The organism is Stackebrandtia nassauensis DSM 44728, from assembly GCF_000024545.1.
Lineage (GTDB): Bacteria > Actinomycetota > Actinomycetes > Mycobacteriales > Micromonosporaceae > Stackebrandtia > Stackebrandtia nassauensis.
This window is the reverse complement of sequence record NC_013947.1, coordinates 942,472-962,941: the sequence shown is the minus strand read 5'-3', so window position 1 is coordinate 962,941 and position 20,470 is coordinate 942,472. Positions and strand designations below refer to the sequence as shown.

16 protein-coding genes are annotated in these 20,470 nt (G+C 69.4%); 8 read left to right on the top strand and 8 right to left on the bottom strand.

Going from position 1 to position 20,470, the window contains the following annotated elements; translation table 11 throughout:
- Positions 1-4 precede the first annotated feature (4 nt).
- The gene (locus tag SNAS_RS04475) at positions 5-1,513 is read right to left on the bottom strand and encodes a hypothetical protein (protein WP_013016189.1); all 1,509 of its coding nucleotides are present in this window, start codon (positions 1,511-1,513) and stop codon (positions 5-7) included.
- Positions 1,514-1,657: 144 nt separating this feature from the next.
- Positions 1,658-3,082, bottom strand: coding sequence for an FG-GAP repeat protein (locus tag SNAS_RS32375; RefSeq protein ID WP_244409111.1), 1,425 nt, complete (start codon positions 3,080-3,082; stop codon positions 1,658-1,660).
- A gap of 261 nt (positions 3,083-3,343) precedes the next feature.
- On the opposite strand from SNAS_RS32375, the gene SNAS_RS04465 reads away from it, so the two are divergent.
- Genes SNAS_RS04465 through SNAS_RS04455 form a run of 3 tightly spaced genes read left to right on the top strand, consistent with a single transcriptional unit; the run spans position 3,344 to position 5,776 of the window.
- Positions 3,344-4,180 (top strand): endonuclease/exonuclease/phosphatase family protein, encoded by an 837-nt coding sequence (locus SNAS_RS04465; protein WP_013016187.1) that lies wholly within the window; start codon positions 3,344-3,346, stop codon positions 4,178-4,180.
- A gap of 23 nt (positions 4,181-4,203) precedes the next feature.
- Positions 4,204-5,073 carry an endonuclease/exonuclease/phosphatase family protein gene (locus tag SNAS_RS04460; protein WP_013016186.1) on the top strand — a complete coding sequence of 290 codons (870 nt, stop codon included), beginning with the start codon at positions 4,204-4,206 and terminating at the stop codon, positions 5,071-5,073.
- A gap of 46 nt (positions 5,074-5,119) precedes the next feature.
- Positions 5,120-5,776 carry a hypothetical protein gene (locus tag SNAS_RS04455; protein WP_013016185.1) on the top strand — a complete coding sequence of 219 codons (657 nt, stop codon included), beginning with the start codon at positions 5,120-5,122 and terminating at the stop codon, positions 5,774-5,776.
- Position 5,777: 1 nt separating this feature from the next.
- On the opposite strand, the gene SNAS_RS04450 is transcribed toward SNAS_RS04455, so the two are convergent.
- Positions 5,778-7,445 carry an ABC-F family ATP-binding cassette domain-containing protein gene (locus SNAS_RS04450; protein ID WP_013016184.1) on the bottom strand — a complete coding sequence of 556 codons (1,668 nt, stop codon included), beginning with the start codon at positions 7,443-7,445 and terminating at the stop codon, positions 5,778-5,780.
- A 131-nt stretch (positions 7,446-7,576) separates the two neighbouring features.
- On the opposite strand from SNAS_RS04450, the gene SNAS_RS04445 reads away from it, so the two are divergent.
- Positions 7,577-7,828, top strand: coding sequence for a hypothetical protein (locus SNAS_RS04445; RefSeq protein ID WP_013016183.1), 252 nt, complete (start codon positions 7,577-7,579; stop codon positions 7,826-7,828).
- Here the strand turns inward: SNAS_RS04445 and SNAS_RS04440 are convergent.
- From SNAS_RS04440 to trpS, 5 genes are all read right to left on the bottom strand, one after another.
- Positions 7,819-10,545 carry an AfsR/SARP family transcriptional regulator gene (locus tag SNAS_RS04440; protein WP_013016182.1) on the bottom strand — a complete coding sequence of 909 codons (2,727 nt, stop codon included), beginning with the start codon at positions 10,543-10,545 and terminating at the stop codon, positions 7,819-7,821. The two genes, SNAS_RS04445 and SNAS_RS04440, sit on opposite strands and share 10 nt — an antisense overlap.
- Positions 10,542-13,352, bottom strand: a complete 2,811-nt coding sequence (locus tag SNAS_RS04435; protein WP_169313850.1) for an AfsR/SARP family transcriptional regulator — start codon at positions 13,350-13,352, stop codon at positions 10,542-10,544. The genes SNAS_RS04440 and SNAS_RS04435 overlap by 4 nt, the downstream gene beginning before the upstream one ends.
- A 162-nt stretch (positions 13,353-13,514) precedes the next feature.
- Positions 13,515-14,438 carry a YihY/virulence factor BrkB family protein gene (locus SNAS_RS04430; protein WP_013016180.1) on the bottom strand — a complete coding sequence of 308 codons (924 nt, stop codon included), beginning with the start codon at positions 14,436-14,438 and terminating at the stop codon, positions 13,515-13,517.
- Between the two features lie 39 nt (positions 14,439-14,477).
- The gene (locus SNAS_RS04425; protein WP_013016179.1) at positions 14,478-14,999 is read right to left on the bottom strand and encodes a 2'-5' RNA ligase family protein; all 522 of its coding nucleotides are present in this window, start codon (positions 14,997-14,999) and stop codon (positions 14,478-14,480) included.
- Entirely contained in the window at positions 15,000-16,034 is a 1,035-nt protein-coding gene (gene trpS / locus SNAS_RS04420; RefSeq protein ID WP_013016178.1) for a tryptophan--tRNA ligase, read from the bottom strand.
- Between the two features lie 281 nt (positions 16,035-16,315).
- Here trpS and SNAS_RS04415 point away from each other — a divergent pair, with 281 nt between their 5' ends.
- Genes SNAS_RS04415 through galK form a run of 4 tightly spaced genes read left to right on the top strand, consistent with a single transcriptional unit; the run spans position 16,316 to position 20,304 of the window.
- Positions 16,316-17,098 carry a DeoR/GlpR family DNA-binding transcription regulator gene (locus SNAS_RS04415; RefSeq protein ID WP_013016177.1) on the top strand — a complete coding sequence of 261 codons (783 nt, stop codon included), beginning with the start codon at positions 16,316-16,318 and terminating at the stop codon, positions 17,096-17,098.
- On the top strand, positions 17,095-18,174 hold the full coding sequence (galT, locus tag SNAS_RS04410) for a galactose-1-phosphate uridylyltransferase (RefSeq protein ID WP_013016176.1): 1,080 nt from the start codon (positions 17,095-17,097) through the stop codon (positions 18,172-18,174). Before SNAS_RS04415 ends, galT begins: the two co-directional genes overlap by 4 nt.
- Positions 18,171-19,136: a UDP-glucose 4-epimerase GalE gene (galE, locus tag SNAS_RS04405; protein WP_013016175.1), complete on the top strand. Its 966-nt coding sequence runs from the start codon at positions 18,171-18,173 to the stop codon at positions 19,134-19,136. Before galT ends, galE begins: the two co-directional genes overlap by 4 nt.
- Positions 19,129-20,304 carry a galactokinase gene (gene galK / locus SNAS_RS04400; RefSeq protein WP_013016174.1) on the top strand — a complete coding sequence of 392 codons (1,176 nt, stop codon included), beginning with the start codon at positions 19,129-19,131 and terminating at the stop codon, positions 20,302-20,304. The genes galE and galK overlap by 8 nt, the downstream gene beginning before the upstream one ends.
- Positions 20,305-20,470 lie beyond the last annotated feature (166 nt).

The window sequence follows — 20,470 nt, the reverse complement described above, 5'->3', positions numbered from 1 at the left end:
CCTTTTAGGGCCAGGGGGTGACTCGGTGTTGGACCACCGGCAGATTCTGTCCATTGAGGATGTTCTCCCACGGTACCCCGTAGACCGTGTCCGGATAAGCCTGCTCGTCGCTGCCGGGCACGTCACCGGGCGTTTCTACGTACAGGTACTCGGCGCTGGCCGTCAGCGTCTCCAGGTCCTCTTCCTTCGACAGCGGGATGCCGTAGTCGTCGGGTTTGATCAGCTTGTCGGTGTCACCGGGGGTGGCGCTGACGTCGAAGACGTGCACCTGCGGCCGGTCGAACCCGTCGTCGGGTTCGGTCTGGAAACCCGTCTCCAGGGCCGCGACGGCCCAGTGCGTCGTGGACGGCGTTCCGGTGCCGCCCTCGGTGGCGACGACGACCTCGGATCCGAAGTGGTCAGCGCCCTCGGCGATGCCCTCGACGCCGGGCGAGTCCTGGTGCACCGACGTCAACTGCTGCCGGTCACCGGAACCGGAGGTGCGGATCAGGTGCGCCATGCCGTGCCAGTTGTGGCTGCTGCCCAGGCGTTCGCCCGGCGAGCCGACGCCGACCAGCGCGCTGACCGGTTTGCCGGGTGCGGCCTGGTAGTTGACGACCGACAGACCCTCCTCGCCGAGTTCGTCCTTCTCCTCGGCGGTGCCGCTGACGCCGGGGGTGTCCTGGTGGAACGCGTCGACGGACCCCAGGGCACCGTTGGACAAGCGGTGGTTGAGGACGTGCACCATGCCCGCGTCGGGGGCGCCGTTGATCGTCTCGCCGGACGCGGACACCGCGATGTAGCGGTCGGTGACCGACAGGTACTCGCCGAAGTAGTCGTTGGACTCGGCCTTGCCCGGTATGCCGGGACTGTCCTGTGTGATCCGGTAGGTGTAGTCGTCGCGCAGGTAGTACAGCGCGCCCGCACCGGATTTGGTGCTGCCGACCTTGGCGCCGGGTGCCCCGACGACGAGGAACGGTTGGCCGTCGGCGGTGTCGCCCGCGGCGAGCGCGTCACCGAAGTGCTGGTACTGGGCCACCGCGCCGGGGACTCCCGGGGTGGCGAGGTTGATCGCGCGGGATTGGTTCGGCCGCAAGCCTTCGGGGGAGCCGGGGATGATCCAGATCATTCCGGCGCCATAGGACTCGGTGCCGTTCTCGGTCACGTCCTCCCAGGGGGCGCTGACGACGAGGTCGTCGCAACCATCGCCGTTCTCATCGAAGGAGGTGTACTTGTCGCCGAAACTGTCGTCGTGTTCCGGGGTGCCCGCGATGCCGGGGGTGGCCTGGGTCAGTTCGACGATCTCGTCGTCGGTGCTGTACTGGACGGTGATGGAACCGGCGCCGTCGTGGCCGTCGACGTTCTTGTAAGAGGTGGGCTGGACGGCGTCGCGCTGGTCGTCGCAGTCGAAGTCGTGGACCGGGTCGGCGACGAAGTCCCCCGCCAGCGCCGGGATGGCGACGCCCGCCACCGCCAGCGGCACGGCCGCGAGCAGAATGGACACATAGAGGCGTTTTCGGTGTTTCGTTGGCATATCGGCACTCCGGGGTTGTCGTGGCCATTGTGAAACGTCGCGGGGCCATACCGGGTTGCGGCGCTGACGCATAGTGGCCACCCGGCCAACACGGCGAGACCCCCGGGAAGCGGGGCTTCTCCGGGGGCCTGAGCTGGGCCTTCGCTACCAGGGATCGACCCGGTGGATCACGGTCTCCTCGCTGCCGCCGCCGAGGATGTTCTGCCACGGCACGCCGTACACGGCGGTGGGATCCGTCGGGATCGTCAGGTACAGGTAGGTGTCGCTGGCGTCCAGGGACCGGATCACCGGGGTGCTCGCCAGCGGCAGCCCGTAGTCGTTCCCGGCGATGAGCCGGTCACCGTCCCCGGGATCGGTCAGGTTGGCGAAGACGTGGACCTGCGGGTTGTCGTTCTCGCCGCCCTGCCCGTCGTCCTCGAACTCCCAGGCCTCGACCGCCCAGTGGGTCGTGGCGGGGCTGCCGATGCCGTCGTCCTTGGAGGTGGCCAGCGCGGTGTCGGCGCCGAAGCCGTCGTTGAACTCGGCGACGTCCAGCACGCCGGGCGAGTCCTGGTGCACCGAGGACACCTGGGCGAGATCGTTGACCGACGACACCCGGATCAGGTGCGCCATGCCGGTGTAGCCGCCGCTGGAACCGATCGCCTCGCCGGGCGAACCGGCCGAGACCAGAGCGCTGACCGGAGCACTCGCGCTGGCGCGGTATCCGATGACGGCCAGGCCGTCGCCGAACAGGTCGCCGGTCTCGGTGGTGCCGGAGATCCCCGGGCTGTCCTGGTGGAAGGCGCCGACGGTGGTCAGGACGCCGCCTTGCAGGTTGTGGTCGAAGACGTGGACCATGCCCGCGTTCGACTTGCTGCCAATGGATTCGCCGGGAGCGCTGATCGCGACGTAGCGGTCGGTCACGGCGATACGCTCACCGAAGTAGTCGTAGGACTCGGCGGTGCCCGGCACCCCGGGACTGTCCTGTGTGATCCGGTAGGTCTCGTCGCCGCGCAGGTAGTAGACGGCTCCGGCGGCCCACTGGGTCGAGCCGGTGCGGTAGCCGGGGCTGGCGGCCACCAGGTACGGTTCGCCGCCTTGGGTCTCGCCGGACGACAGGGTGCGGCCGAACCACTGGTACTCGGCGATCGAGCCGGGGACGCCCGGGCTGTTGAGGTTGAGGCTCGTGGACGCCTGGGTGTCAAGGCCCGCAGCCGAACCCGGGATCATCCAGATCATCCCGGCGTCGGCCTGCTCCTCGCCGCCCTCGTCGACAAGGTCCTCATAGGACGCACCGATGACCAGGTCGTCGCAACCGTCGCCGTTCTCGTCGTAGGCGGTGACCTCGGTGCCGAACTGGTCCTCGGTCTCCGGGCTTCCCGCGATGCCCGGGGTGGACTGGTCAATGGTGATGGCGGCGGCGGTGCCGCTGTACTGCACCCGCACGGCCCCGGCCGCGTCGTGCCCGCCCACGCTCGCGGCACTGTCGGCGTCCAGCGCGTCCCGTTGGCCGTCGCAGTCGAAGTCGTTGATCGGGTCGGCGACGAACTCGCCCGCGCTGGCGGGACCGGCCGCCTGAACCAATGCCACCGGCAAAGCGGCGATCATAATGGACGCAGCAACGCGCCGCGCGACTTTCTTTGACATGAAAGAACTCCAGGTTATATGTGACCAAAGTGATCACAGATGCTTTACCCGGAAGTAGAGTGCCGGTAACTTCCTCGTACCTCTAACGTCACAGTGCGTTGCCCGGTTGCGCGAAGGGGCCGAAGGGCCCTGGTGACGTGGACAAATCATGGACGCGCCCGCGACCGTGTCGGGGCATCGGCTCGGTGAGGATGGGAGATCATCATGCGTCAACGTCAGTTCGCCGTCTCGCGGCGTTCGCTGCTGGGAGGTCTGGCCATCGGAGCCATCGGTGTGACCCTGGGTGCCCCGGGCACCGCCTCGGCCCGCCGCGCCGAGGCGCGGTTCGGCTGCTTCAACATCCACCACGGGGCCAGTCCCGACGACGTCATGGACCTGGAACGGATCGCCCGCCGTATCGAGGCACTGAACTGCGACGTCATCGGACTGCAAGAGGTGGACCGGTTCTGGAAACGCAGCGGTTTCGTCGACGAACCCGCCTGGCTGGCCGAGCGGCTGGGACTGGAGGTGGCCTTCGGCGCCAACCTGGACCTAGCCCCGGAAGAGCCGGGCAGGCCGCGCCGCCAGTACGGGACGGCGGTGCTGTCGCGGTGGCCCATCGCGGAATCGGAGAACACGTTGCTGCCGAAGTCCGGCGACGACGAGCAGCGGGGTCTGTTGCGGACGGTCCTGGACGCGCCCGGCGGTGCCTTCGTGTTCGCCAACACGCATCTACAGCACGGCACCGACGAGAGCGTGCGGGTGGCGCAGGCCGAGCTGATCATCGAGATCCTCGGCGACGCTCCACAACGTACGGTCCTGGTGGGTGACTTCAACGCGGAGCCGGGCGCGGAGTCCATCGACGTGATCGCCAACCGGCTCCCCGACGCCTGGGCCGCCGCCGGAGACGGCGACGGGCTCACCTATCCGTCCGACAATCCGCACGCCCGCATCGATTTCGTCTTCGCCGCGCCCGACGTGAAGCCCGCCGCGATGGCGGTCGACGCCGAGGACCCGTCAGCCTCCGACCACCTGCCGCTGTCGGGGACCTTCGCGTTTTAAGGGCTACCGGATATACAGGCGGGATGTCGAACCGCAGACTCACGTGGTCGCGGCGCTCGCTGCTGAACGGCGCCGTCGGTGCGGCGGTGGTGCTGGGTCTCACCGGCAGTACCGGCCCGGCGGAGCCGTTCCCGCGCTCGGCCGCCGATCGCCGGACCGGGAACGACAAGTGGCTGCGAGCCGCGTCGTTCAACATCCACCATGGAGCAAGCCCGGACGACGTGCTCGACCTGGAACGGATCGCCCGCCGTATCGAGGCACTGAACGTCGATGTCATCGGATTGCAGGAGGTGGACCGGTTCTGGAAACGCAGCGACCATGTTGACCAACCGGCGTGGCTGTCGAGACGGCTCGGCCTGCACGTCGCGTTCGGGCTCAACGAGTTGCGGCGATCCGACGGCGCGGGCCGACGCCGCGAGTACGGCACCGCGATCCTGTCGCGCTGGCCGATCCGCGAGACCCGCAACGTCGCGCTGCCGCGCTGGGACGATCACGCGCGGCACGGGCTGCTGCGCACCGAGATCGACATGCCGGGCGGGTCGCTGTCCTTCGCCACCACGCATCTCATCCACGCGCACCATGACGAGGAACGCGCGGCGCAGGCCAAGGCGGTCGCGAAACAGTTCGCCGACGACGCCCGCCGCAGCGTCGTCGTGGGCGACTTCAACGACGAGCCGAACACGCCCGCGATCGCGGCGATGACGCGGCGGTTCACCGACGCGTGGGCGGTGGCCGGTTCCGGGAAGGGATACAGCTACTCGTCCACGAAACCCAAGCGCCGCATCGATTACGTGTTCGGCTCCGAAGACCTGGAGCCGCGTGCGATGACCGTCGACGACACCGACCCGCGGGCTTCGGATCACCTGCCGATCCTGACCGAGTTCGAACTGTGACGCAAATCGTTTTGTGATCCCGGTTCGGCCCGGATACGTTTCCAGCGTGCTGCGACTGTTGACGGCCCTGCTGGCCGGGATCTTCGTCGGCGGGGTCGGACTCGACCTCCTCACCGACGCCGAAGGGATCGCGTGGATCTGGCCCACCACCCTGCCGTTCCTCATCATCGGACTGACCCTGGCCCTGGTCGGGAACAGCCTGCGCGGCGTGCTGCCGCTGAAGGACGAACAGGTGCGCGCACTGCTGGACCAGAACCTGGGGGCACTGGCCCGGATCACCGGCATCAAACGCACCGGCACCAGCATCAACGACGCGCCACTGTGCGAACTGGACCTCGTGGTGGCGCCCTTCGACCGCGGCGCCTACGCCACCACGGTGCGCGCGCTCGTCGATCCGGTGGAGATACCCCGGTTCCAGCCGGGCAGCGTCGTCGTGGTGGCCCGGCTGCGGGCCGACCGTCCCGAGGTGTCGCTGATCCGCGAGCCCGACGCCGAGTGGCGGCGCCGGGCCAACACCGAGTCCGACCGGATCCCGCGACGCAACCGGGTGTCGGTGTGGGAGGCCGATCACCGCGACGCGCCCGGCCCGCGATCCCTCGTCGGCGTCGGCCCCGAGGGACGCGGGCAACGGCTGACCGCCTACGCGGTCCTGTTCGTCGTGGGCGTGGCGATCGTGTTGGGGCCCAACGCCTCCGCGCTGTGAGTCAGCGGACGTCCCATACCGGTTCCTCGGTCTCGGTGACCTCGCCGTCGGCTCCGAACAGGACGAACCTGTCGAAGCCCCGGGTGAACCAGCGGTCGTGCGTGACCGCCAGAACCGTGCCCTCGAAAGCGTTCAGGCCCTCCTCCAGTGCCTCGGCGCTGGCCAGGTCCAGGTTGTCGGTCGGTTCGTCCAGCAGCAGACAGGTCGCGCCCGACAGCTCCAGCAGCAGCACCATGAACCGGGCCTGCTGCCCGCCCGACAGGGTCCCGAAGGTCTGCTCGGACTGCGCCGTCAGCTCGTAACGGTTGAGCGCGTTCATGGCCGCCGAGCGGTCCATCGACCGCCGGTACTCGTCGCCCTCCCACAGGATCTGGCGCAGCGTCCGGCCCGACAGTTCCGGCCGGTCGTGGGTCTGCGAGAAGTGCCCAGGAAGGACGCGCGCGCCCAGGCGTGCTTTTCCGTTGTGCGCCACCGGGTCCAGCCGGACACCGTCCACAGGGCCGTCACCGTCGCTGCCGCCCCGGGCCAGCAGCCGCAGGAAGTGCGACTTCCCGGTTCCGTTGGCGCCCAGGATCGCCACCCGGTCGCCGTACCAGACCTCCAGGTCGAACGGGAAGGTCAGGTTCTCCAGTTCCAGTTGCTCGCACATGATCGCGCGTTTGCCGGTGCGGCCGCCGCGCAGTTTCATCTTGATGTTCTGGTCCTTGGGCGGCAACGGCGGCGGACCGGCGGCCTCGAACTTGGCCAGCCGGGTCTCGGCCGCCCGCAGCCGGGATGCCATGTCGGCGTTGTAACTGGCCTTCTGCCGGTACATGATCACCAGGTCCTTGAGCTTCTGGTGTTCCTCGTCCCAGCGGCGCCGCAGCTCCTCCAGCCGGTCGTGCCGGGCCACGCGGGCCTCGTGCCAGGTGGCGAAACCGCCGCCGTGCGTCCACACGTCCCCGGCCTCCAGCGTCACGATCCGCTGCGCGGTGTTGGCCAGCACCTCCCGGTCGTGCGAGACCATCAGGATCGACTTCTCGGAGGCGTTGACGCGCTCCTCCAGTTCCCGCTTGGCGGGGACGTCCAGGAAGTTGTCCGGCTCGTCCAGCAGCAGCACCTCCTCGGGGCCGCGCAACAACAGCTCCAGCGCGAACCGTTTCTGCTCCCCGCCCGACAGCGTGTTCAGCGGCCGGTTGCGGGTCTCGTCCCACGGCAGTTCCAGAATCGACACCGAGACGGTGTCGCACAGGACCTCGAACTCGTAGCCGCCGGCGTCTCCCCACGCGGTGATCGCGTCGGCGTACTCCACCTGCGCCTTCTCGGCCGCCCCGGAGTACTTGCCCCGTTTCTCGGCCTCGGCCAGCCGCTGCTCGGCCCGTCCCAGTCGCTCGCCGCGCTCCCGCACCCGGGGCGGCGCCAGCGACAGCGCCAGCTGCGACAGCGTCCGCTCCGACTCGCGCATCCCGACCAGCTGCCGCATCACGCCCAGTCCGCCGGAACGCGCGATGGCACCCTCGACGGGGTCGATGTCCCCGGCGACCATCCGCATCAGGGTGGTCTTGCCGGTGCCGTTGGCGCCGATCAGCGCGACCTTCGCGCCCTCGCCCACCCGAAACGAGACGTCGCTGAACAGCACCCGTCCGTCGGGCAACGCGTAGGAGACCCCGGATACATCGACATAGCCCATGGTTGGGCAGTCTGCCGGGCGGCGCGGGTTTCGTCCACCGATTTGGGGGTGAGCTGGGGATTTCAGATATCGGCAAGGTGGCGGCGGGACAGTCGGACCACTCGACTTCCCTACGTACGAGGAAAGACTCCATGCCACTCCTGGAGAAAGTCAGACGAATCCAAGCCAGCGCGAACTCACCCAGCGGCGCCGTCACCGCGAAACTGGCCGCGTCGAAGGGCATCCTGGTGGCCCTCGACCGGCCCATCGCGGCCGGACTGACGGAACGGGCGCTGGGCGAAGAGGTGACCGCCGCGCTCACGACGTCCCTGACCACCAGGACCAAACAGCTGCACGCCGTGCACGCGACGGCCTTCGCCGCCGAGCCGAACGGTCAGGGCTGATCGGGCGGGACCGGCAGTCCCAGTTCGTCCAGGATGGCCCTCGACTCGCGTCGGTAGGACCGGGCCCGATCGTGGTCGCCGATCGCCTCGTGCACCTGTGCCAGGTACGCGAGGGTCGCGGCCTCGTGGGGCCGGTCCTGCTGACTGCCGCGATCCAGGGCCAGCGCGTGTTCGTAGTACTCGATGGCCTGTCGGTGGTCGCCCTGCCGGAAGGCGACGTAGCCGAGGCTGCTCCACTGCGCGTTGCGCAGTGACAGTTCGCCGGCCCGCTCGGCCAGTTCCAGCGACTCGACGCAGTAGGCCATGGCGGCCTCGTGGTCGCCCAGTTGCGCGTGGAACCAACCGGCGTTGCCGAGTTCGCGGATCAGCTCGGGGATGTGTCCGCCCGCGCGGAGCAGTTCCACCGCTCGCATCGTGACCTCTAGACCCTTGGCGTGGTCCCCGCGCTGGTTGCACAGGAAACCGAAGCCCGACAGGACATCGGCCCGGCCGCCGTCGTCGTCGAGTGCCTCGAAGAGTTCGAGGGCGGTTCGCAGGTCCCGCTCGGCTTCATCGAAGTGTCCCAGGACGGTGAGCCCGCGGGCCGCGCCGCGGTGGGCGCGGGCCAGTGCTGCCCGGTCGCCGAGCCGGTGGGCCGCGGCCACGGCAAGCCGTTGCGCCGCGACCGCGTCCTCGCAGTGCCGGTTGCGGTTGAGGAAGTCCGACAGCGACCAGGCCAGGTCGGTGACGCAGCGGTCCACACCGTGTTCGGCGGCCAGCCGTACCCCTGCCAGCAGCACCGACTTGCGGGACCGCAACCAGTCCAGGGCCTCGTCGGCGGTGCCGAGCTCGCTGGTCACGGACTCCGCCCAGGAGACGTCGATCGGGACGGCCCGGCGGTATGGTCCGGCCAGCCGGGATGCCGCGTACGCGGTGCGTACGAAGTGGTTCAGCACCCGGGTGATCGCCGCCCGGGTCGCGGAGGCGGTCTCGTGGGAGCGGCACTGTCCGCGGGAGTACTCGAACAGCAGGTCGTGGAAGCCGAAGTCGCCGCCGTGGCGGCTCAGCAGCCCGGCGTCGACCAGTTCGGACAGTGCGCCGCGGGCAGGGGCGAGATCGGTTCCCGCCAGACTGGCCGCCGCCGCGGCCGAGATCTCGCCGCGCGGGTGCAGGCTCAGCAGCCGGAACAGCCGGGCCGCCTCGGGACTCAACGCCCGATAGGACCACGAGAACACCGCCCTGACGTTGGCCACGTTGTCCCCGGCGTCGAGGTGGTCCAGCCTGGTTCGCTCGTCGCGCAACTGGGCGGACAGCCGCGCCGGGGTGAGACTCACGTCGGTGACGGCCCGCGCGGCCACGATGCTCAGCGCCAGCGGCAGCCGCGCGCACGCCTCAATGAGCTCGTCGGTCGCGGCCGGGTCACTGCCCCGGGTGGCGCCGATCCGGTTGGCCAGCAGGGCCCGGCAGTCGGGCAGCGGCATCGTGTCGACGGTCAGCGAGGCCGCCGCGTCGGGGGCCAGCAGCCCGGTGAGGGCGTTGCGGCTGGTCACCACCGCCACGCAACCCGCCCCGCCGGGCAGCAGCGGTCGCACCTGGGCGGCATCGCGGGCGTTGTCGAAGACGACGAGGACGCGGCGACCGGCGAGGTGGCCGCGGTACAGCGCCGTCTGGGCGTCGAAATCGGACGGTATCCGGTCGGCGGGAACACCGAGTCCCGCCAGGAGTCCGCGAATCGCCTCGGACGGGGTGACCACGCGTTCGGAGGGACCGAAGCCACGCATGTCCACATACAACTGTCCATCGGGGAAGTGCTTCGCCGCTCGATGTGCCCAGCGCACGGCCAGGGTCGTCTTGCCGACCCCGGCGGTCCCACTGATCGCCACGATGGACTCGCCGCCGGGGTGGAGCGCCAACGCGTCGAGCCGGGCCAGCTCCGTTTCACGACCGGCGAAGACCGCGGTGTCGCCGGGTAGCTGCCGGGGCACCATCGCGGATGGCATCGCGGCGGCGCCCTCGGCGTTCCGGAGTCCGTCACGCAGGCGCCGGATCCGGTCGCCGGGTTCGGTACCCCGGTCGGCCAGCAGCCGGTTCCGCAGGGTCTCGAAGTACGCGAGGGCATCGTCGGTCGCGCCACTCGCGTGCAGGGCGAGCAGGTACTGTCCGGCCAGGCGCTCGTCCAGTGGGTTCCCATCGACGAGGTCGCGCAGCCTCGGCAGCGCTTCGGTGCCCCGCCCCTCCCGCAACAGCGCGTCATGGAACTCCAGCTCCACACCGAAACGCTCATACTCCAATGTGGCGCCCAGCGTGTCGAGCAGCGGTGCCGCGACGTCGGCGAACGCGTCGCCCCGCCACAATCCCAGCGCCTGTCGCCGCAACGCGAGCGCCTCGGGCCCGTCGACGCGCGCCGCCCGCGCGGACAGGTCGCGAAACCGGCACAGGTCGACGGTGGTGGCGTCGGCGGCGAGCAGGTAACCGTTGCGGCGCCGCCGCAGTTCCACCTCGTCCACAGCGGACAAGAGCTTGCGCAGCCGGGACAGATAGGTGTACAAGGTGTCGCGGGCGCGCAGCGGCGGACGTGATTCCCACACCTGTTCGGCCAGCCACGACATCGAGACCTCGGTTCCCACCTGGGCGGCGAGGAGGGCGAACACCGTCCGTTGCCGACGATGTCCCAGGTCGAGGGGTTCACCAGCGTTCACGACGGTCACCGGGCCCAGCACCCGGATGTCGCAGGTCACCGGGATTCGCCTCCCGTTGCGGTCTCCAGGACCGGGTCATCGGTTCCGCCGCCGAGCAGGTTCAGCTTGGCGCGGGCCTCGTCGGCCTCCTGGCTTCCGTCCGGATCGAGGCGATCGAAGATGGCCACCGCCCGCCGGTACCGGTCGACGGCGGCGGTCGTCTCGCCCGCTTCGCACAGGACGTCACCGTAGGACATCAGAGTCCGGGCCTCGTTGAACGCGTTCCCGAACTCCCGTTCCGCGGCCACGGCGCGTTCGTAGTAGCCGATTGCCGTACGCGAATCGCCGCGTTGGGCGTGGACGAAACCGAGATTGTCCAAAGCGGAGGCTATCGCCCGCCGGTTCGCGTGTTCGACCCCGAGCTCCAGCGCGCGTTCGCAGCGGCGAAGCGCCTCGGCGTGGTCCCCGTGCAGGGCGAGGGTGCGGCCCAGGTTGTTGAGCGCGAACAGGTAGCCGGGCTCAACGCCCCCCTCGGCCTCGTAGATCTCGCAGACGCGATACTCGTGTTCGAGTGCCAGGTCGATTTTGTCCTGCCGCTTGAAGGTCATGCCGAGCCCGACGTGGGCCTGCGCCAGTCCATAGTGATCGTCAACTTCCGCCGACAGTTCGATGGCGCGCTCGAAGTGGTCCTCGGCCTCGGGGTAGCGGCCCCGGCGGAGGTCCGCGTGGCCCAGGAACATGTGGACATGCGACTGGGCGGCCAGGTCGCCGCAGCGGGTGGCGGCCTTCAGGGCGATGTGCTGGCAGGTCAGCCAGGCGATCCAGCGGCCGCGCCATTCCAGCGGCCGTTCCATCGCCCGGACCATGCGGTAGGCGTGGGCGTCGTGGCCGTCGCGATGGGCCAGCATCACGAGTCCGATAAGGACTGTTTCCTCGGCGTTGAACCAGGCCTGACCGTCCTCGGCGGTGGACATCGCGTCCAGTGTGGTTCCGGGCGCGGGTTCGGGCAGCCGGTAGGCGCTGCGGCGGTTGTCCCACAGCATCCAGGCCGCGCGGGCACCGTGGAGGTACTGGTCGAGCAGTCGGGTGACGGCCGCGTGCCGGTCCGGTTCGGGATCGGTGTCGGCGGCGAGTTCGCGGGCGTAGTCGCGCAGCAGATCGTGGAAGGTGAACCGGCCGGACGGGTCGCGGTCGATGAGGTGGGCGCGGACCAGTTCCTCCAGGGACGAGAGTGTCCCGTCGACGGACTCGCCGAGCAGGCTCGCCGCGGCGGTCACCGAGACGCTGGGTCCGGGGTGGATGCCGAGCCGCCGGAACAGCCGCGCCGCTTCCGGGCTCAGGCAACGATAGGACCACGAGAACACACTGCGGACACTGGTTTTCGGGTCGGCGTCGTCCAGGGTGAGGAAGTCGCCGCCGGCGGTGGCCAGCTGGCGCAGCAACGGCGCCAGCGACGCGGCCGGGTCCACCTCGGCGCGGGCCGCCGCGATCGACAGCGCCAGCGGCAGTCCGCCGCAGTGCTGGATCAGTGCGGTGACGACCTCGGTTTCGGCGTCGACGCGTTCGGAGCCGAGCCGGGCCCGCAGCAGGACCCGGGCCTCCAGTTCCGACATCTCGCCGAGCGCGACCGGCCGGGCGCCCTCGGTGGCGACGAGCCCGGCCAGCCGGTTGCGGCTGGTGACGAGGGTCAGGCAACGATCGCCGCCGGGCAACAGCGGCCGGACCTGCTCGGCGTCGCGGGCGTTGTCCAGCAGCACCAGCAGTTCCCGTTCGGCGACCAGACTGCGGTACAGGGCCGTCTGGGCCTCGATGCCGGGCGGCACCCGGGGTCCGGGGACGCCGAGCGCGTCGAGGAAGGCCAGGATCGCGTCGGCGGCCGACAGCGGTTCGGCCTCGGGGTCGAAGCCGCGCAGGTTCAGGTACAGCTGGCCCTCGCCGAACCGCTCGGCGACCCGGTGGGCCCAGTGCACCGCCAGCGAGGTCTTCCCGACGCCCGCGGTTCCGGAGACGACGATGGTGCGGTCGCCGCCCGCCAGCAGCCGGTCGAGCTGGTCGAGGTGGGTCTGCCGTCCGGTGAATCCGGGCATGTCCCCGGGCAGCTGGCGCGGCGTCACCGTCGTCCGGTCGCGGGGCGGTACCGGTACGGGCCCGCCGTCGCGCTCGTCGGGCGACGAGGCGCGCAGGCTCGGGGCGTCGTTGAGGATCTCGCGGTGCAGCGCCGACAGTTCCGGGCCGGGCTCGACGCCGCGTTCGGTGATCAGCCGGGTCGACAACCGTCGATAGTGGTCCAGCGCCTCGCTCGGCCGGCCACAGCGGTACAGGGCCAGCATCAGCTGCCCGGCCAGGCGCTCGTCCCAGGGGGAGCGTTCGGCGAGTTCGTGCAGTTCCGGCAGCGCCCGGGTGTGCTCACCGCGCCGCAGCAGCGCGTCGTTGCGGTCCAGCACCGCCGCGAAGTGTTCCGCGTCCAAAGTGGTCCGCAGGTTGTCGAGCTCCGGGACGTCGAGTTCCGCGAACGGTTCGCCGCGCCACAGCGCCATCGCCGCGTCCCAGTCGGCGAGGTCACCGCCGTCGCGGGCCCGGGACACCAGCTCCCGGAACCGGTTCACGTCCACTGTCAACGGGTCGGCCTCCAGCAGGTAGCCGCCGGAGCGGCGCCGGATCGACACCGCCGTGGCCGCGAAGATCTTGCGCAGCCGCGACAGGTAGCTGTACAGGGTGGCGCGGGCGCGCTGCGGCGGATCGTCGCGCCACAGCTGTTCGGTCAGGTGCGCGATCGAGACCACGGCCCCCACCCGGGCGGCGAGGATCGCCAGCACGGCGCGCTGCCTCGTATGTCCTATGTCAACTACAGTTTCTTCGATTCTCACTTCGACGGATCCGAGTACCCGAATGTCGACAGTCCCCGAACCGGCCGAACGCGAAACGTCACGGGCCATGGTTCCGTTTATAGCCAACGGAACCGACAGTCTGCCTCGCCGAAACGTGCCATTTGTCCACCCCCTGGGACGACACGCGTACCGATTTACGCCTCAGTCCTCTTTGTGTACACGCTCGAGTTCGTCGGTGTGGATGCGTTTGCGTTCCCTCACCGCCAGATCGATGGCCTTGCCGCGCTCACTGGTGGCCGTCCACGCCGAGGCGAACATCAACATGTTGTTGAACAGGTACAGGAAGATCAGCAGACCCACCGCGGTGCCGACCGCCTGGTACGCGGGACGGTGGGCGGCGCTCTTGATGTAGATGCTGCCGAGGGTCTTGAGGCCCTCCAGGCCGATCGCCACCCACAGCGCCGGGTAGACGATCCGTTTGAACGGCAGCGCCAGCCGCGGCAGCGCCGACAACAGCGCCGCGACCAGCACGGTGTTGACGACGATGCCCACGACCGTCCCGCCGTAGTAGATGGCCGTGGACAGGGCCTTGTTGTCGTTGCCGTCGCCCAGCCAGGCCAGCGCCACCTCGGCCACGGCGGTGATCGCCAGCGTCCCGACCAGCAGGATGCCCAGCGCGATCAGGACCAGCAGGTCGATGATCCAGCGCAGGATCGGGTTGCCGGGTTCCTGTTCCAGCAGCCACACCGCCCGGATCGAGGTGCGGATCGTCTGCACCCAGCTGACCCCGGTGATGACCAGCGCCCCCAGCGCGATCATTCCCACCGTGGGGGCCGATTCGGCGATCGTCTCGACGCCGATGATCGGCAGGTTCTCCTTGAGCCAGTCCTCGACGATCGTGTACAGCCGCGGCAGTTTCAGCAGGAAGCCGAACACCGACAGCGCCAGCAGTGCCAGCGAGAACGCGGCGAAGAACGCGTAGTACGAGATCGCCGCCGACAGCCGCCCCGCGTCGACCGCGAAGAAGCGCTCCTGCGCCAGCCAGAAGTGGTCGAACCGCTTCGACTTCCTGCGCAGCCACAGCACGGCCCGGTCGAACATCGCCTCCACGTCTGGGAACTTCACCGGACCATTGTGTCCTATCCCCGCCGCGCTCGGGTCAGGTCAGCCCTCGAAGCCGAAGGTGGTGCGCGGACGCCAGGTCAGGTCGCTGTCGTGGGTGTACAGGACGAAGCCGTCCACCTCGAAGCGGGCCTCGAACTCCGACATCTCGGCGAACACCGCGTCCAGGGCCTCGGCCTCGACGCCGTGGGCGACGGTCACGTGCGGGTGGTACGGGTAGTTCAGCTCCTTGGCCAACGGCCCGCACCGCACCGCGGCCTCCAGCTTCTCGCACTCGCTGATGCCCGCCACCACCGCGACGAACACCACCTCGGTCACCGGCCGGAAGGTGCCGGTGCCGCGCAGGTGCAGCGTGAACGGGCGGGCGCCGACGGCCGCGGCCGCCAGGTGCTTCTCCACCTCGTCGAGCCGCTCCGGGTCGATCTCGGTGGGACCCAGCAGCGTGACGTGGCTGGGCACGTGGACGGCCTGCGGATCGCCGGTGCGAGCGCGGGCGGCGTCGAGACGCTGGCCCCAGGGATCGGGGATCGGGATGGCGACACCAACGGTCAGCACGGCGCTCACCTAGTCCCTTACCGGTTCTCGGAAGCCCATCTTGCGGTAGACCCGCGCGAGGGTGTGGGCGGCGACGGAGTGCGCCTTCTCGGCACCGGCCAGCAGGATCTTGTCCAGCTCGGCGGTGTCGTCGAGGTACGACTTGGTGCGCTGCGCGATCGGGGCGCAGAAGTCGGCGACGATCTCGGCGAGGTCCTTCTTGAAGTCGCCGTAGCCGGAGTCGGCGTAGCGGTTCTGCAGTTCCTCGATCGAGGTCTCGGTGAGCGACGAGTAGATCGTCAGCAGGTTGGAGACGCCGGGCTTGTTCTCCGGGTCGAAGACGATCTCGCGGCCGGTGTCGGTGACGGCGGACTTGATCTTCTTGCGGATCCGGTTCGGGTCGTCCAGCAGGTCGATGATGCCCGCGGGCTGCGAGTTCGACTTCGACATCTTGCGGGCCGGTTCGGTGAGGTCCTGGATCGTCCCGGTGGCCTTGATGATGTGGGCCTCGGGGACGGTGAAGACGTTGCCGTACTTGGTGTTGAAGCGCTGTGCCAGGTCGCGCGACAACTCCAGGTGCTGCCGCTGGTCCTCGCCGACCGGGACGGCGTCGGCGCGGTACAGCAGGATGTCGGCGGCCTGCAGGATCGGGTAGGTGAACAGTCCCACCGAGACGCGTTCGTTCTTGGCGGATTTGTCCTTGAACTGGGTCATCCGCCCGGCCTCACCGAAACCGGTGTGGCACTCCAGGATCCACGACAGCATCGGGTGCTCGGGCACCTGCGACTGGACGAACAGGGTGGAGCGGGCCGGGTCGATCCCGACGGCCAACAGCTGCGCCGCGGCGATCCGGCTGCGCTTGCGCAACAGTTTCGGGTCGTGGTCGACGGTGATCGCGTGCAGGTCGACGACACAGTAGAAGGCATCGTGTGTGTCCTGCATGGCGACCCAGTTCCGCAACGCCCCCAGGTAGTTCCCGAGGTGGAATGAGTCGGCCGTCGGCTGGATTCCGGACAGCACCCGGGGGCGCCGGACGGCCTCGGTCGCGGGCTCGGTGGACGTCATGGGCCCAATTCTGCCGTAGCCCCTCGACGTGTGCCCGCTTGACCTGCCGTTCAGCGATTTATCTGTCAGGTAGGGGTCTTGCGGCCCGATCGCGAGTGGGGTCGATGTCGGTAGCTTGTTGTGCGACACAGTCGAGAACCCACGCTGGCATGTTTGGTCATGTGCGTTTATGATCGACTTCCGCGCCGGTCATCCCTCAGCCGGTCGCGGCACGACGAAAGCCGAAGAGGCTGCCCGGCTGCGCCTGAGCCGTTGCGGGACAGCCGAAACCAGGAGTAGCCATGTTGGCCCAGCAGCGCCAGGCTGTGATCGCCGAACGCGTCCGAAGCCATGGCGCCGTCCGGGTCGCCGAACTCGTCGAGGAGTTCGGTGTCTCGGACATGACGATCCGCCGGGATCTGGAGACCCTCGCCGATCGCGGCCTCGTATCAAAAGTCCACGGTGGAGCAACGGCGGTCGACATCGGGTCGACCGACGAACCGGGCTTCGCCGCCAAGTCGGTGCGGCAGAAAGAGGCCAAGGAGGCCATCGCCGCCGCCGCGGCCAAACTCGTGACCCCGGGCCAGGCCATCGCGCTGTCCGGCGGCACCACGACCTGGACGCTGGCCCACCACCTCGTGGGCGTCGCCGGGCTGACCGTCGTCACCAACTCGGTGCCGGTCGCCGACGTCTTCTACCGTTCCGGACGCGGCGACCAGACGGTGATCCTCACCGGCGGCATCCGCACCCCCTCCGACGCGCTGGTCGGGCCGTTCGCGGTCGCGTCCCTCAAGTCCATCAATGTGGACACGCTGTTCCTCGGCGTCCACGGTGTCAACGCCACCGCCGGTTTCACCACCCCGAACCTGATGGAGTCCGAGACCGACAAGGCGCTGATCGCCGCCGCCCGCAAGCTGGTCGTGGTCGCCGACTCCACCAAGTGGGAGATCGTCGGCATCCGCACCATCGCCTGCCCCGACGACGCCGACGTGCTGGTGACCGACGCCGGTCTGCCGGAGGAGGCGCGGGCCGCGCTTCGCGAAGCGGTCGGGCAGCTGATCATCGCCGGAGAGGACAACCGGTGACCCCATCCACCACCGAACCCACACTGACCCGGCTGGCCGACGGCCGCGAGCTGTTCTACTACGACGAGCACCCCGGTTCGGGGCGGGATTCCTTCGCGGACAAGCGGGACCTGCCGCCCCGGTCGACCGCCGCGCAGCTGCGCCACGACGTGCTGCGCGACGAGTGGGTGGCCGTTGCCGCCGCCCGTCAGACCCGGCCGGTGCTGCCCGCCACCAACCGGTGCCCGCTGTGTCCGTCCACTGACGACAACCTGACCGAGATCCCGGCGCCGTCCTACGACGTGGCCGTGTTCGAGAACCGGTTCCCGTCCTTCGGGGGCCGGACCGCCGCCGACCCGCACCAGCCGCACCCTCCGGCCGCCGGACGCTGCGAGGTCGTGTGCTTCACCTCCGACCACGGCTCCTCGTTCGCGGAACTGAGCCCGACCCGGGCCCGGCTGGTGCTGGACGCGCAGATCGACCGCACCGCGAAACTGTCGCGCCGAGACGACATCGAGCAGGTCTTCTGCTTCGAGAACCGGGGCGAGGAGATCGGCGTGACCCTGCACCACCCGCACGGTCAGATCTACGGCTTCCCGTACGTGGCACCGGATCTGGCCAAAATGCTCGCGGTGGCGCGTCGGCACCGTGACAACGGCGGCGGCAACCTGTTCGCCGAGACGCTGGCCGCCGAACGCGCCGAGGGCACCCGGATCGTCGCCACCGGCGAGCACTGGACCGCGTTCGTGCCGGTCGCGGCGCGGTGGCCCTTCGAGGTCCACCTGTACCCGCACACGCGGGCCGCCGACCTGACCGAGCTGCCCGGCGGTTACCGTGACAGCTTCGCGCCGGTGTACCTGGATGTGTTGCGCCGCTTCGATGCCCTGTTCGACTCGCCACTGCCGTACATCTCGGCGTGGTACCAGGGCCCGGTGCGCGCCGACCGGGACCTGTCCTACACGCATCTACGCTTGTTCAGCATCCGGCGCGCACCCGGAAAGCTCAAGTACCTCGCCGGTTCCGAATCGGCGATGGGGGCCTTTGTCAACGATGTACCGCCGGAAGAGGCGGCGAGAATGCTGCGGGAGGCATTGTGAAGTACCTGGTCACCGGCGGAGCCGGTTACGTCGGATCCGTCGTCGCGACGATGCTGCTGGAAGCCGGGCACGAGGTCGTCGTGCTCGACGACCTGTCCACCAACGGCGACACCGGAATCCCGGCGGGCGCCACGGTGGTGCGCGGCCGGATCCACGAGGCCGCCGAGGTCCTGGACGACAGCTTCGACGGGGTACTGCACTTCGCGGGCTACATCGCCAACGGCGAATCCATGGCGAAGCCCGACATCTACTGGGACGTCAACGTCGTCGGCACGCTGTCGCTGCTGAACGCGATGCACGCCGCCGGTGTGAGGTCGCTCGTGTTCTCGTCCTCGGCGTCGGTGTACGGCAACCCCTCCGAACTGCCCGCGACCGAGAACGCGATCACCCGGCCGACCAGTACCTACGGCGCCAACAAACTGGCCGCCGACTACGCCATCACCAACTACTGCACCGCCTTCGACATCGCCGCGGTCAGTCTGCGGTACTTCAACGTGGCCGGGGCCTGGAAGGACGCGTCCGGCGTCTGGCACGGCGAGCGCCACGACCCCGAGACCCACCTGATCCCGCTGATCCTGGCCGCCGCCAACGGTGACCGCGGCGCGCTGAAGCTGTACGGCGAGGACTACGACACCCCGGACGGCACCTGCGTGCGCGACTACATCCACGTCGCCGACCTGGCGCGGGCCCACCTGCTGGCGCTGGCGAACCAGCAGCCGGGCGAGCACCAGATCTACAACCTGGGCAACGGCAACGGCTTCTCCAACCGCGAGGTCATCGCGGCCGTGGAGCGGGTGACCGGACTGACCGTGCCGTTCAAGCCCGCGCCGCGTCGCCCCGGCGACCCCGACACGCTCGTCGCCTCCAGCGCCAAGGCCGCCGCCGAACTGGGCTGGCGCCCCGAGAAGCCGTCGCTGGACGACATCATCGCCGACGCGTGGGAGTTCTACCGGCATGGATGACCTCGTCAAGCGGGCGCGCGAGGTCTTCCGGCTGCGGTTCGGCGGCGACCCCGACGCCGTGTGGGCCGCGCCCGGCCGGATCAACCTGCTGGGCGAACACACCGACTACAACGACGGTTTCGTGCTGCCGCACGCCATCCCGTATTACACGGTGGCGGCGGTTTCCAAGGCGGGCAGCCCCACCTGGCGGGTGCACTCCGACGGCATCCCGCAGACCTCCACCTTCGGGCTGGGCCGCGTCGGCGGCAAGGACCGTCCGGCCGACGCCGTGACCGACTGGTCGGCGTACGTGGCCGGGATCGTGTGGTCGCTGCGCGAGCACGAGGCCGTCGAGATCGGCGGCGCCCGGATCGCCATCGTCTCGGACGTGCCGGTGGGCGCCGGGGTCTCGTCCTCGGCGGCGCTGGAGATGGCGGTGCTGGGCGCGTTGTGTGACATATATGAGGTAGACCTGGAGCCCCGGCGCGCGGTGCTGGCCGCGCAGCGCGCCGAGAACGAGTACGTGGGCGTGCCCACCGGCATCCTCGACCAGACCGCCTCGCTGATGTCGCGCGAGAACCACGCGCTGTTCATGGACTGCCGCACGCAGTCCATTGAGGAACTCCCCTTCGACCTGGAGGGCACCGGCTACCGGATGCTGCTCATCGACTCCCGGGCCCCGCACCGGCACGTCGACAACGAGTACGCCGACCGGCGCCGCGACTGCGAACGGGCCGCGGCGCTGTTGGGCGTCGAGAGCCTGCGCGACGTCGGCGACCACTCCTATTTCGACCTGCCCGACCTGGTGCTGCGGCGCCGGGTGCGGCACATCGTCACCGAGAACCACCGGGTGCGCGACGCGGCCGAGGTGCTGCGGGCCGGGGCCGAGGACATCCCGCTGCTGTTGGGTTACCTCTTCAACGAGTCACATCAGTCCATGATGGTCGATTACGAGATCACGGTCCCCGAGATCGACCACCTGGTCGCCGCCGCGCTGCGGGCCGGGGCGGTGGGCGCCCGCATGACCGGCGGCGGCTTCGGCGGCAGCGTCATCGCGATCGTCGGCGAGGACGACGCCGAGGCCGTGTGCGACGCGATCGCCACCAGCGCCGTGGAACGCGACTTCCCCGAACCGGTGTTCCGTACCTGCTACCCGGCCCCGGGGGCGTACCGGATCGACATCACATAGGTCACGTGGGTTACGGCTAACCAACAAGTAGGTAACGGGCGCGAATCATCGTCCGATAAACGTTCCCGGCGCCGGTGGTATAGTCGCTCGGCGTTTGGCGGTTCGCCCCTTGCCATCCGAAACCACCATCCTTACCACCGCACCCACCATTTTTCTGGAGGAGATT